Genomic DNA, 14838 nt, shown 5'->3' with positions numbered 1-14838 from the left:
TTTGCTTTATAAAATATCGTTACCTTTTGGCCATTACTGAACAAATAATTTTAATGAAAAGAATATTTCAAGTTTTAATCCTACTAGTTTTAGCCGCTCCGGCCTTCGCTCAAGTACGTCCACAAGGTCAGGCACCGGTAACCCCTTCTTTAAAGGTTGGTGGCTTAGATCTCGATTATTTTAGTCCAAAAGAATATATCATTGGTGGTACCACGGTAACCGGAACCCAATATTTAGATAAGGAGGTATTAATTACCTTATCTAAACTGACTAAAGGCGATAAAATCGTTCTTCCTGGCGAGGCAACTTCTGAAGCAATTAAAACGCTTTGGGCACAGGGATTGTTTGATGATGTTAAACTTAATATCGAAAAGTTTGTTCAGGATTCTGTTTATTTCGAAATTGAAGTAGTGGAGCGCCCACGTTTAAGCTCAATCGATTTAAAAGGTATCCGTAAATCTGAAAAAACTGCAATTCAGGAAAAGCTAAATGATAAAACAGGTAAAATCGTAAACGATAACCTGTACAATACCACCTCAGCTATTGTTAAAAAATACTTATTGGATAAGGGCTTCTTCTTTACCGAGATCAATTACAAAACGCGTAAAGATCCGAATGCAGAAAACAGTGTGGTGTTAGAAGCAAATATCGATAAAGGTCACCGTGTTAAAGTACAGCATATCGATTTTACCGGCAACAAAGATTTTAAATCAGCAAAACTTAGAAAATACCTTAAAACCCCCAAACAATTTGCCTGGTGGCGCTTTTGGGGCTCCGGAAAATTCGCAAAAGAGAAATACGAAGAGAACAAGGTAAAAATGATTGCCAAAATGCACGAGAAAGGTTATCGTGATGCTGAATTATTAAAGGATACCATTTACCAGCACAACAAAAAAAAGGTTAACATTAGGATGGACCTTTACGAAGGAAAAAAATATTACTTTGGTAATATTACCTGGGCCGGTAATGCCATTTATCCGGATAGTATTCTACAAAAAGTTTTAACCATCGAAAAAGGTGATGTTTTTAGCGAAGAAAAATTAAATAAAAAATTAAACGGCGGTGGCGAAAACGGTGGCGACATTAATAGTATGTATACCGATAATGGATATTTAACTTTTAATATCGATCCGGTACAGACCAAAATTTATGGCGATACGGTTGATGTGGAATTACGCATGTACGAAGGACCACAGTATACCAACAACCGCATTACCTTAAAAGGTAATACCATCACAAACGATAAAGTTGTTTTACGTGAGATCCGTACCAAACCAGGGCAGAAATTTAACAAAAGTGATTTAATCCGTACCATCCGCGAAATTGGTCAATTGGGTAACTTCGACGAATCTAAAACTGTACCTACACCTCGCCCTAACCCGGCAGATGGTACTGTAGATATTGAATATGCAGTAGAAGAGAAACCTTCAGATCAGATTGAGCTATCAGGTGGTTTTGGTGGTGGCCGTATCATTGGTACCTTAGGTTTAACCTTCAACAACTTTTCGTTACGTAACTTATTTAATTTAAAGGCTTACAAACCATTGCCAAAAGGTGATGGGCAGAAATTAAGCTTACGTGGGCAAACCAACGGTAAATATTACCAATCGTATAGTTTCTCATTTTCACAACCTTGGTTTGGTGGCGAGAAACCAGTAAGTTTTGGTGTGAGCGCTTTTACTTCATTACAATCTAATGGATTAAGTTCTGATAACGCACAGTTTCAAAAAATACGTTTAAACGGTGTAACGGTTAGTTTGGGTAGAAGATTAAACTGGCCAGATAACTATTTCCAGTTAAGCCATGCTGTTAGTGTACAGCAGTACATCTTAAATAACTATTCAGGATATTTATTCAATACTGGTACATCTTATAATATAAGCTTATCACAGGAGATCAGCCGCGATTCAAGAGACTCGCCAATCTTCCCTAAATCTGGATCATTCTTACGTTTCACCATTCAGGCAACGCCTCCGTTTTCATTGTTAAATAAAACAAACTATGCAACGGCATCAGATAGGGAGAAATATCGCTTCACTGAATATCATAAATGGAAATTCGATTCACAATGGTATCAACGTGTAGCCGGTAACCTTGTAATCAAAGCTCAGGCGCAGTTTGGTTTCTTAGGGCAGTATAACAAAGCTGTTGGGCAATCAGCATTCGAGCGTTTTAAATTGGGTGGCGATGGTATGCAGGGATTTGATTTCTTACAGGGATCTGAGCTGATCGCGATGCGTGGTTACGCAAACAATGCCGTTATTCCGAACGGTTCCGATCCGGCTGTAGCACAGCAATCAGGTAGCCCAATTTATACCAAATATGTATTAGAGGCACGTTATCCCGTTATTGCAAGCCAACAAGCCACAGCATTCGTTCTGGCCTTTGCTGAAGCTGGTAACACCTGGAACAGATTTGGTGATTTTAATCCTTTTAACGTGAGAAGATCAGTGGGTGTAGGTGCAAGGATTTTCCTTCCTATATTTGGTTTGTTGGGTATCGATTATGGACATGCATTTGATACCATACCTGGGCTATCAGACGGAGGAAAGCAAAACTTTACATTTAGTATCGCACAACAATTAGGTGGATTTTAATTGATAAAGAACAAAAAATTAACTAATTATGCAATAAATCATTGCAATAGGAGTTTAAAGAAAGCTTAGGTTATTAACTATATCATTAACACACACACAAATGAAAAAATATCTTTTTATCGCATTCCTGCTTTGCACTTCTTTCGGTGCCTTTGCACAGAAGTTTGCGTATGTAGACACGGAGTATATTTTGAAACATTTACCGGAATATAAATCGGCACTAAGTCAATTAGATGTTGCCTCTAAACAATGGCAGCAACAAGTAGATCAGAATTTTTCTGAAATTGACAGGATGTACAAGGCCTATCAGGCCGATCAGGTTTTGTTAACCGACGATATGCGCAAGCGCCGTGAAAACGAGATTATAGAAAAAGAAAAACAGGCTAAAGAATTTCAGCGTTCTAAGTTTGGGCCAGATGGGGATCTTTTTCAGAGCAGGGTAAAATTAATTAAACCCATTCAGGATAAAGTAGCCGAGGCGATTAAACAGATTGCAAAATCTAAATATTTAGACTTCATTTTCGACAAGAGCAGTGAAGCAACAATGATGATTTATGCAAGTAGCAGTTACGATGTTAGTAATGACGTAATTGTAAAATTAGGTTATAAACCAGGGACTGTAAATAATTAGTATATTCGCCCCTGATTTTTGAAGAAAAACAATTAGAAAAAAATAAAAAAGTAAAATAAAACGATGAGAAAGTTAATTAACGTATTCTTTGTAGCAGCAGGGTTATTGTTTACAGCGAATATGGCAAGTGCACAACAAAAATTGGGTCACATTAATTCTGAAGAGGTATTTGCAAATTTACCAGAGGCTAAAACAGCTCAAACCACTTTAGAAACCTTAGGTAAACAAAAGCAAGCCGATATTGATGCAATGATCAAAGAATATCAAAGTAAAATGGCTGCAGCAGAAGCTAAGCAAAAAACTTTGAGTGAGGCTAACAAAGAAACAGTGGGTAAAGAATTACAAGCTGCGGGTCAGGAATTACAGGATTTAGAAAAACGCATTACCGATGCGCGTACTAAAGCTTCACAAGATATAGGTACTAAACAAGGTGAATTATTCCAACCTATCCAGGCTAAAGTTGCAACTGCAATTTCTGCTGTAGCTAAAGAAAAAGGTTTAGCTTACGTTTTCGATATCGCAAACGGACAAGGTGGTAACAATTTAGTTTTCTGGGATGGTGGTGATGATATTACTGCTTCAGTAAAAACTAAATTAGGAATCACTGCAACTGCAGCAAAACCAGCAGCACCTAAAAAGTAGTTCTGAATCGGGAGTAAGGAGTCCAAAATCTTCTTACCAATTCAAAATATAAAGCGGAATTAAGTTTAACTTAGTTCCGCTTTTTGTTTTTGAAGGATTTCCAATCACCGATTTATCTAGATTGTCGTCATCTCGATCCGATAGCTATCGGCTGGAGCAACGCGGAGTGGAGAGATCTACACTTGATAGATTTAGCTTCGCTGAGCACTTCGTGGTTCTCGACTACGTTGCACTCCGCTCGAAATGACGATTTTCTTGTTGGAAGTTTTGTTCAATGGTGCTAAACATTTGAACTTTACAACATTCTAACCAATACTAAAACATTTCAACTTTACAACAAACATTCTAACTTTACACCTTTCTAACTTTCAACAGCACAGATGCAAAACTCTTCGCCCATAGGTATTTTCGATTCAGGTTATGGTGGTTTAACGGTTTTTCGTTCTATTGCCGATAAATTGCCCGATTACAATTATATCTATTTAGGCGATAATGCCCGTTCTCCCTATGGCGATCATTCTTTCGAGACCATTTATAAATATACTTTAGAATGCGTAGAATGGCTTTTTGCTAAAGGATGCCATTTGGTTATCCTGGCCTGCAACACAGCATCTGCAAAAGCGCTTAGAACAATCCAGCAAATAGATCTTCCTGCTAAGTATCCCGGTAGAAGAGTGCTTGGTGTAATCAGGCCCACAGCTGAGGTAATTAATGGTTATACGAGCACTAAATCGGTAGGCGTAATGGGAACCAGAGGCACCGTTAATTCCCAATCTTATCTTTTAGAGATCAATAAGTTTTTTCCGGAGATTAAGGTTTACCAGCAAAGCTGCCCGATGTGGGTTCCACTGATCGAAAACAACGAACACTTACAATCAGGTGCAGACTTTTTTATAAATGAGTATTGCGATCAATTACTTAACCAATCGGCAGCTATCGATTGTGTATTACTGGCCTGTACGCACTACCCCTTATTAATGCCTAAACTAAGGAATGTATTCCCCAGCCATATAAGCGTTTTAACGCAAGGCGAGATTGTAGCCAATAGTTTAGCTGATTATTTAAAGAGACATTCTGAGATCGAAGAAAAACTAGCTAAACAGGGTGAAAGACATTTCTATAGCAGCGGTGATCCTGCAGTTTTTGATGAACACGCCTCTGTTTTTTTCGGGGAGCCCTTAAAATCGGATAAGATGTGATGGATTGTTAAATAGTCAGATTGTTTGATTGTTGACGGCCAATAGCCAGCTGGAATCGGTTAACTGTCAAATGCAGATTATAACTCGCAACCGATGTCTGGTTAGTACTGTTCACTAAGATGAAATGTTAACGGATTGAGGATATTCTTTGGCAAAGCTATACGCTTTAAAACAGGTAGGAATGTATTTTAAGACCATTTCTGATCGGGTGCGCTTCGTACTTGCTGGCAGACAGCATCGGCCCTGGCTCACCTAAGAAAGCCCCAAAGCAGTGCCTGGCTTTACCTTTTAGGTAACCCCAGGGTAAAGAAAAGGTAAGCCTGGGGTTATCCTGGGGTTAACCTGGTAGCAACAAAGGGTAAAGAACAGGTAAAGCAGGGGTAATTAAATACAGCCCTTTCGCTGGCTGTTCTATACTGAATGTCGTTTAACTGCCTCCAAACGCCCAACTCAACACCCCAGGCTAATTACTGTGGCAATTGCGCTACCCTGGTCAGTACTGTAGGAGAAGATAATGCTTCTAAAAAGGCAACAACTGCATCTTTTTCTGCAGTGCTCAATTTTAACCCTTTTAACAGCTTATCGTTTTTAGGGAGTAAAGGATCATTTACCCGTTCCGGTTTCACACGTTGTACCGGCATGCCCACATTGTACATGTTCATTACGCCATCCATATCAGGGAATAGACCATTATGAAACCAGGGAGCAGTTTTCATAACGTTTCTCAGTCCAGGGGTTTTGAACTTGCCCACGTCTTCTGGTTTCTTGGTTACATTGTATAAGCCTAAGTCTTCATATTTACGGCCATAATAGGTTAAGCCATCATTATGAAATTCGTTATCGGTAAAAAATGGCCCATTATGACAATTGATGCAGCGTGCTTTGGTGCGGAATAAATGTAAGCCCACTAATTGTTGATCGGTCAATGCTTTTTTATCTTTCGCAAGGAAACGGTCGAAAGGGGTTCTTCTACTCACTATACTGCGTTGAAAAGTAGCCAGACTTTCGAAAATCCTTTTATTGGTAATTTCTTTTGAGCCAAATGCAGCCGTGAAAAAAGGCTGATAACCTTTAATTTTACTCAGTTTTTTGGGTAAAACTTTCATGTCCTGGTGCATCTCGTTATGTGCCGCCACCGGACTGCCGGCCTGTTCTTCTAAACTGTTTGCCCTGCCATCCCAGAACAAACGTTTGTAAAACCAAACATTCTCCAGTGATGGTGCGTTTCTGATATTGGTTAAATGATCGTGACCTACAGAAACCTGACGGCCATCTGTCCAGTGTAAATCTGGTGCATGGCAGCTTGAACACGAAATCTGGTTCGAACCCGACAAACGCGGATCGAAAAATAAAATTTTACCCAGCTCCACTACATTTTTTACCGAATCGTTTTTTAAATCGACAGGAGAGGGTGGAAGTTCGCCCAATTCCTGAAAAACGGCACCCTGATCTACCATAGGTTTTGGCCATTGATCGGTAGGTTTTGAATAAACTTTGCGCAGGCTATCTATGCTCAGTTCATCGTCGTTGTTAAAATCGGCTGATTGAAAAGAAAATAGAATTAATCCGGTAAGGGCTAAAGCAATAAGGGCAAAAATTTTATTCATGGGTTAAAAATAGAGGTTTAGGCTGATATTGGAAGAAAAACGGTCTTTGCCGGGCTGATATGTATAGTTACGATCTTTAATATCTGTACGTGATAAGTAACTCACACCTATTTTAATACCAGCCTGAATTTGATTGAAGGCAGAAAAGCTATAATCTGTAGTTAAATTTCCGCCTACTCTCGTAGCAGTGTTGTACATATAATCATAATAAATTACTCTTTGAGTAAATTGTCCAACATTTATAGCAGGAACGATTAAATAGTCGTTTAGGGGTAAGCTATAAATTCCTGTCAAACTAATGCCCCAATTATTTAATTTCGGCGTTGTTCTGTTATATCCGAAACCTACGATTAAATCTAAGCGATTATATTTTAAATTATTTTCGGTCAAACCATCCTTTCTTTCCTCACCGTCTTTATTAGCTCCAAGGACATAGTTAAATAAATTGGCTTGACTTTTAACTGAAAAAATGGTTTTTAAACCAATTTGTTCAGCATTGTAAAGGTAATTATTAGCCAGATATATATAGTTTAAGTCTTTTCCATTAACATTATTATAGTTTAGTATAACGGATAGCTTTTTGTTGCTAAAGTTCTTAAGCCAAAGTAAATTGAAAATGTTACTTTCTATACTGTACTGATTGAAATTAAATATTCCACTGGAGTTCGATCTTACATATTTCTGTTTTTCTTTAACAAGTGAGTATGAAAAATAGAATTTACCAATATTATTAGATTCATAATTTATGTAGGCATCAACACCCTTTCTGGTTTGATCATTATTAAAGTCACGTTCTGTGTTCTTTACATAGGCCTCACCATATCCATTTATTAAATAGTTATTATAGGCAGGCAATAAAACAATTTGTGAAAAACTGTTATTTTTATAATCGACACTAAAGCGTTCTTGACCATAACCGTATTTATATGCCGTACCCAGTTTAAGTTGGTTAAAAAACGTGTAACCCAATGTAGCTGTAATATTAAATTGGAAATCGGATATTGCTCCCCTTGGATCATTAGTGGAAAAATGATTTCCAATGCGGTAGTCAGCACCTAGGCCTAATGGTAAGTTATTCGCTGTTAGGTTTTTCTCAGTCAGTACTTTAAGATTGTAAACGGCGCGTTCGTAACTTACATTAATTGGAGAACCAAAATAGTATGGCGCAGAAATATTATTTCTGGTCTGGTGATTGTACATCGTACTGTCTTCGAAAGTTTTGTGATAACTAAAAAGACCCCACAACATGACTGTGCCTAACTGCGTACTACCTTCAGTTTTTAAATAGGTTTCATTAATTTTTCCTGCATCTTGAGCTAGCATCAGTGAACCTTTTTCCTGTTTATAACCGAGGGTAATGTTGCTATATTGAGTTGGCATTAGTGAACGGATATTAAATGGACTTTTTTTAGCAAATTCAAAAGAGGTATTTGATACAGAATCGGCATTGAAAATTTTGTTTGTTAAGCTTTGAACTGCTGACTCATTGTTGCCCTGCCCGTAACTAAAGAAGCAAAACAACTGTAATATTAAGATTGATAAAAATATTTTCTTCATTTTATTATATAGAATACAAATAATGGCGTGGGTGCCCGTAGGCATAATATTGTTGTTTATTTAAATCCTCTTGGAGCAGCTAAACTGAAATAATCGAAATCTTCAGTTGAATTATTTGTGTCTTTTAAAATTCTCCTGCCATTCTCCATTTTATCTGTTTTTCTAATAACAGACTGAGAACTGTATTGCCCATTAGGAGCAAATGTGTAGCCTGCGTCTAATGAGGCGCCTAATTTCTTCGGAACCCGAGCCGATGCAGTATTTGGTTGTATTTCTACGGCATCAATTACAATCGCATTTGGTATTTGGTAAAACTTATCTGATGTTGAAGAAGGAACAGAAATAGTCGGATAGTTATATACTGGATAATTCTTAACCTCTGTTATTCCATCTCCTTTAAAAACAATATATGCTGTTCTGCCTGGATTATCGAATAGCATATCTGTGCCATTGTAAGCCAATACAATTAAGTTTGGAACAGATGGATTATCTATATCAGATGCTAATGGCCTTGGTAAAAAAGGCGCATAATAGGCTTCAAAGTCTGCTCCACTTAAATCAATTGTTAGAGAAGGATCGCGAACGGTAATGGTTTTTCCGTCTGTTCCAGTAAATGGTGCTTTGTGATTTACTGCGGTTTGAGCAATTACAATACTTGCTCCAGGTTGTACAGGGTACTGCCTCCCTGAGCCGGGTAACATAAATAATGCCTTTGGATAAATATAATTATTATTAGCGTCTATATTGGTTGGCATGTTTACTGATTTGCTCCAATCCAACTGGCCATTAGGTAGAGTATAGTAGCTAGCGTTTGTATAGCTTTGGCGACCAGTAATTTCAGCAAAATATAAACTATCAGCATACATAATGGAATCGGTATTGTTATAAATTTCAATAAACTGGTCTCGAAAACCTGCTCCTGTTGTTGTGTTGGAACCGGCATAATAAATTTGTTTAATTAACCAGCTCCCTATATTTCCAGATATTAATTTTAAAGACACTGACGCGTCATTTAAGCTGATTGTTTTATTTTTATTTGATGCATTAAAAATCACATCCTTATCGGTTATTTCTCCAGTTAGTGCAGTATACGTTGCTGCAGGGATTTTTATAGTTGCACTAATATCATACACACCTGGAGAAATGCCATCGAAAGAAACATTACCACTTGCATCGGTTAATAATTCTTTCTCCACATTTGTATTAACATTAAGAATCTTAACCTGTATAGTATGTAATGATAATTTTTTACCGAGTTCGGTTGATGCATAACTTGTAATAATTTTCAAATCGATAGAATGAAGTTCAGGATTTCCGATTTTTTTACAGGATAACAAAAATGTGGCGCAGAATATAAATATTATTAATTTTCTCATCATTTCTCGAATTAAAGTTTTAATGACATTTCAGCTCCGAATGTTGGGGCTGAATTAGGAAATGTTATTGATCCCCCATTATTGGTGTAGTAAGGCTGGTAGTTAAACACATTGTATACATTAAAAGAGAACCTGAAGCGTTTCTTAACCTCTTTCCCAATGCTTAGGTGATAGTTTGATATAATTTTAGGTAAATTGTTGGCAGTTAGTTCTTCAGGAGTTTTATATAGATGTCCGGTTAAAGGATCATTCTTATCAAAGTTGTTGACAAGAATATAGCTGTTATCCAATGTATAATAGGCAATTGGAGTATATTGATTTGCTGCACTAATTGTTTTGTTCAAGAGGTCAAATTCTGCCGTAAACTGTAGTATTAAACTTATTTTAGGGATATGCGTTGATGCAGTAATTCTACTTGTACTGAAATAAGCCCTCTGATTGCGTGGCGCATAAACTCCTGTAACTGCATATTTTGGATTAGTACTGGTAGTTAATGAGGTAACTGCATTTGTAATTATTGGATATGTTGATTTGTAAGCAGTTCTTGAAAAACCACCACTAATATTAAAGGAAGTTGCAATTTCTTTAATTTCTGGAGTGTTTACAATTATCTCAAAGCCTTGATTTTCTGATCTTAAGTCATTATCAAATCTATAATAATCTAAAGAATATATTCTTGAACCTGTTTGAGTATAAGTTGCAGGTTGGCCAGGAGTGATTACTGCAGAGTAGGTCGGTAAAGTTAATGCCTTAAAATCATGGACAGTACTTATACCATTAGTGTTGGTTTTATTATAGGCTGCTAATGAGAGATTGAAATCTTTTATTTTTATTTGGGTTGTAAATTCGATCGTTTCACTTTTTGACGCCTTTAAATTTTCATTGGTTGGTTCATATCTATTTACATACAACAAATAAATACTTTCATTTGCATTTCCATTGTAGGCGTTTAATAATGGAATCTCTCTAAAGGTAGGGCCTGGGTATCTTTGAGATAGTCCGGGAGATTTAAAGGCAAGACCATAAGCTAAACCAATTTTAAAGTTATTACTTAATTCATAATTAATATTTGTTCTTGGGGCAAATGAGGCATAACCATTCTGAATATCCAGTCTGACACCAGCCCTGACGTTCAAATCGTGATCAAATAATTTTGCTTTGAACATATCCTCAGTATAAAAACCTAGATCTTTTATAGCGTTGGCTAGGTTAAAGTCATAAAAACGTTCTGAACTTTTTGATGTAAAGGTGGTTGAGGTTACTCTAACACCTCCTCTCGGAGCATTGGGATCTACCATTTGCCCTAAGCCTTTATTTGCGCTGTAATTGTAATTTACTCCAAAAGATAAATAATGGTTTATATCTCCAGTTTTAAATTCTGAATTTAAATCCAATCGTGTTGAAAAAGTTATAGGTCTGCCATCAATTTGAGAAATAGCAGTATAGACCCCAGTATCATATTTGCCACGTGTAATTCCTGTCTCTACAGCATCTGAGTATAAGATATAAGCTTCATTTACGAGTTGTTCATCATAGGTAACCTGGTGACCTTCAGCGTAATTTAAATTTAAGCTTATACTCTTGAAAAAATCATCTTTTAATCGATAATTTGTGCGGTTACTTATACTCAAATTCCAGCTATCGAACCTCGTCTTAGTACTTTTTGGATCATCAGGATCTTGTTTTATCCCATCCAGATTTCTGCCATAGTCAAAGCTTAATGTATTTTTTAACTCACTATCCTTACCATAACTATTGGTCCACATTGCACTTGTGTTAACCCTTCTGTATTCCTTTAGCTTATCACGATTGTCAGCAAAGGAGTTCACATAGTTAACACCCAAATTTAAAGCTCCGAGTTTATCACTTAACTTAATACCTTTCGAAACACCATACGACGTTGCGTTATCTCTTAATTGCATCCTTACATAATAAGGTGAAACACCAGCCTGCCTTTCAATTATCACTGCACCATCAGTTAAATCGCCGTATTTGGCTGGAGCAACACCAGAAATAACTTCGATACTTTCAATGTTATCTGCTGGAATTTGCCTCAAATCTGTACCTCCAAATGCATAGTCGCCTGAATAGGTTTTACTACCACTTCCTCTTAAACCATACCCTGCCCCAGAAGTTACCACCGAGCTTCCCATACCACCTATACCAACATTCCTACTCTGCATATTTGCATTATTGCTAATTGGGTTACCATCTAGTACAATAGCGACTCCAAATGAGTTATTTAATTCAAAATCGCTTCTTCCGCTAGTAGTAGGCGCAAACGTTGATCGTAATGTTAAATTCTGTACATTCTGTAGCGATGGCGGTTGAATTTTCCTATTCGGAATCTGATTTAGCAAATCGTTCACACTCAACGCAGGAGTTTGTTCAATCAAATCTCGGGTAATAATCAGCGAGGAGTTGGTAGAGCCTGAGTAATTTCGTTTGGCATTGATCTCGATATTCTTCAGACTTAGATCTAAAACCTTTAACTGAATATTTCCAAGATTGGTTTCTCCGGCTTTAACAGTTACAGGGACGCTTAACTTCTGGTAGCCGATGTAAGAAAACTCGAGAGTTAAAACGTTATTCGTTTCTGATCCGTTAACCCTGAACATACCATGCTTATCGGTAATGGCATATTGGTTGGTTTCTACAATTTTGATGTTAACAAGTTCTAAAGGCTTGTTCTGAGGGTCGACCACTTTTCCGGTAACCACATTTCTTACTTGCGCCAGCGCAGTGAGGCAAATAAAAAAGAATAATAAGGATGTGTAAAGTTTCTTCAATTTAGACTAAATCTTAATAATGCAGCAAAAGTGTGAAATTTACACTAACTATGCAACTTATTTAGAAAGATTCTAATTAATAATACAGGATTTTTAGTAAGAAATGCATTTTGTCATACATTTAGAACATCTGTCAGCTAAAACTCATCATCTTAAAAGAAAACATTTTTCTTTAGGTTGTAACAAGTTAAAAGGATAACTTTGCGGCTTCAAACCCACACAATGAGTGATCAGATAAAACACGAATGCGGAATCGCTTTTATTCGCCTGTTAAAACCACTTTCTTACTACCAGCAAAAGTACGGTACAGCACTTTACGGCCTTAACAAATTATACCTTTTAATGGAAAAACAGCATAACCGGGGCCAGGATGGCGCAGGTATTGCCACCATTAAGCTGGATATGAAACCGGGCAGTAGGTACATCAGCCGATACCGGAGCATGGCATCTAATGCGGTAGCTGATATCTTCGAATATGTACAGAACAAATTTGTTGATATCCAGGAAAACACGCCTGAATTAATGCAGGATACAGAATGGCTCAAAAACAACGTAAGCTTTATCGGCGAGGTGTTAATGGGCCATTTGCGTTATGGTACGCATGGTAAAAACAGCATCGAAAATTGCCACCCTTTTTTAAGGCAAAACAACTGGATGACACGTAACCTGGTAATTGCGGGCAACTTCAACATGACGAATGTTGATGAGTTATTGGAGCAATTGTACGAGTTAGGTCAACATCCAAAAGAAAAAGCAGATACTGTAACGGTATTAGAAAAAATCGGTCACTTTTTAGATGATGAAAATCAGGAGCTTTTCGATCAGTACAAAAAAGAGGGACATGATAACGTTGCGATTACACACAAGATATCAGATAACTTAGATATTGCCAATATTCTTCGCCGCTCAGCCAAAACATGGGATGGAGGTTATTCGATCTGTGGTATGGTGGGTAATGGCGATTCGTTCATTATGCGCGATCCGGCAGGTATCCGTCCGGCGTATTACTATTATGATGATGAGATTGTTGTAGCGGCATCTGAAAGACCAGCTTTACAAACCGCATTTAATATCCAGTTTAAAGATGTTAAAGAGATCGATCCTGGGCATGCTTTAATTATCAAGAAAAACGGCGAGGTGAGCATGGAGCAGTTCCGCGAGCCTACCGAAAGATTATCGTGTTCTTTCGAGCGCATCTATTTCTCAAAAGGAAGTGATGTTGAAATTTACCGTGAGCGTAAACAGCTTGGTCGCTTATTAAGCGATAAAATCCTTCAGGCCGTTAATTATGATTTAAAAAATACAGTATTCTCATTTATTCCAAATACGGCAGAAGTAGCCTTTTTTGGAATGGTTGATGGTGTTCAGCAATATGTACGCAAGCACCAGAAAGATATACTTTTACATAAAAAAGAAACATTAACAGATCAGCAGCTTGAAGACCTGTTATCTTTAGCGCCCCGTGTAGAAAAGCTGGCGGTTAAGGATGTTAAACTGAGAACTTTTATTACTCAGGACGCAGACCGTAGTGAAATGGTGGCACACGTTTACGATACTACCTATGGTATTATCAATAACCATCAGGACACTTTAGTTGCACTTGATGATTCGATTGTACGTGGTACTACATTAAAGCAGAGTATCATTAAAATTGTTGACCGTTTACACCCTAAGAAAATTATTATTGTTTCTTCTGCACCTCAGATCCGTTACCCTGATTGTTATGGTATCGATATGAGTAGGATGGGGCAATTTGTTGCTTTCGATGCGGCTATTCAACTGTTAACGGAGCGCGGCATGTGGCAGGTGATAGAAGATGTTTACACTAAATGTAAAGCCTCATTACTTTTACCTAAAGAGGAAATTGTAAATCACGTTAAGGAAATTTATAAACCGTTTACTCCAGAAGAAATTTCGGCTAAAATTGCACAGATTATTACGCCAAAAGGTACTGTTGCTGAGGTTGAAGTAATTTATCAAAGTTTAGAGAACCTGCACGAAGCTTGTCCGAAAAACAAAGGTGACTGGTATTTCTCAGGAAATTATCCTACACCAGGTGGTAACAAAGTGGTAAATAAAGCTTTTGTTAACTGGAAAGAAGGAAACAACCAAAGGGCTTATTAATCCCTAAAATATTTTGAATAACAAATAGCTCATATTTTATATGGGCTATTTTTTGCGCTCATTTTCTGCCAGAGAGAACACTGGATAAGAGCCCTTCGACTCCGCTCAGGGTGACATCGTTGCTCTCTACATTATCCTTAATTCATCTCAGGATCTTTCAAGGGATATGTAGATTTTACTACTGTCTTCTCCAATCTAAACCTGACATTCGCGTAAAGCCCGGAGCGAGGAACGAGTGAGGACTTGAAGCATTGGCAGGACTAACAATAATAGTAGCACTGTACCTGCTTTTCAAAACTTTTAACCACCAAGCCAC

The 14838-nt window shown here is 37.5% G+C and carries 9 protein-coding genes; 5 read left to right on the top strand and 4 right to left on the bottom strand.

The features are described 5' to 3' along the window. Positions 1-53 precede the first annotated feature (53 nt). From bamA to murI, 4 genes are all read left to right on the top strand, one after another. A complete protein-coding gene (bamA, locus tag ACN9MR_RS17245) occupies positions 54-2597 on the top strand; it encodes an outer membrane protein assembly factor BamA (RefSeq protein WP_426325446.1) in 2544 nt (847 codons plus the stop codon). Positions 2598-2697: 100 nt separating this feature from the next. Beyond that, positions 2698-3228, top strand: coding sequence for an OmpH family outer membrane protein (locus ACN9MR_RS17240; protein WP_121283542.1), 531 nt, complete (start codon positions 2698-2700; stop codon positions 3226-3228). Positions 3229-3291: 63 nt separating this feature from the next. Next, on the top strand, positions 3292-3870 hold the full coding sequence (locus ACN9MR_RS17235; RefSeq protein WP_057932778.1) for an OmpH family outer membrane protein: 579 nt from the start codon (positions 3292-3294) through the stop codon (positions 3868-3870). 380 nt (positions 3871-4250) lie between these two features. After that, positions 4251-5069, top strand: coding sequence for a glutamate racemase (gene murI / locus ACN9MR_RS17230; RefSeq protein WP_426325443.1), 819 nt, complete (start codon positions 4251-4253; stop codon positions 5067-5069). A gap of 467 nt (positions 5070-5536) precedes the next feature. Here murI and ACN9MR_RS17225 read toward each other — a convergent pair whose 3' ends face one another. Genes ACN9MR_RS17225 through ACN9MR_RS17210 form a run of 4 tightly spaced genes read right to left on the bottom strand, consistent with a single transcriptional unit; the run spans position 5537 to position 12398 of the window. After that, positions 5537-6676: a cytochrome-c peroxidase gene (locus tag ACN9MR_RS17225; protein WP_426325441.1), complete on the bottom strand. Its 1140-nt coding sequence runs from the start codon at positions 6674-6676 to the stop codon at positions 5537-5539. A 3-nt stretch (positions 6677-6679) separates the two neighbouring features. Next, on the bottom strand, positions 6680-8233 hold the full coding sequence (locus tag ACN9MR_RS17220) for a DUF6850 family outer membrane beta-barrel protein (RefSeq protein ID WP_426325439.1): 1554 nt from the start codon (positions 8231-8233) through the stop codon (positions 6680-6682). Between the two features lie 56 nt (positions 8234-8289). Next, positions 8290-9612 carry a DUF4876 domain-containing protein gene (locus ACN9MR_RS17215; protein WP_426325437.1) on the bottom strand — a complete coding sequence of 441 codons (1323 nt, stop codon included), beginning with the start codon at positions 9610-9612 and terminating at the stop codon, positions 8290-8292. Positions 9613-9620: 8 nt separating this feature from the next. Next, entirely contained in the window at positions 9621-12398 is a 2778-nt protein-coding gene (locus ACN9MR_RS17210) for a TonB-dependent receptor domain-containing protein (RefSeq protein WP_426325435.1), read from the bottom strand. Positions 12399-12620: 222 nt separating this feature from the next. Here ACN9MR_RS17210 and ACN9MR_RS17205 point away from each other — a divergent pair, with 222 nt between their 5' ends. Then, positions 12621-14522, top strand: a complete 1902-nt coding sequence (locus ACN9MR_RS17205) for an amidophosphoribosyltransferase (RefSeq protein ID WP_426325433.1) — start codon at positions 12621-12623, stop codon at positions 14520-14522. Positions 14523-14838 lie beyond the last annotated feature (316 nt).

It is taken from the genome of Pedobacter sp. R-06, assembly GCF_049913135.1.
In the GTDB taxonomy this organism is placed as follows: domain Bacteria; phylum Bacteroidota; class Bacteroidia; order Sphingobacteriales; family Sphingobacteriaceae; genus Pedobacter.
The sequence above is the reverse complement of the archived record's forward strand: the minus strand, read 5'-3'. Positions and strand labels throughout refer to the sequence as shown.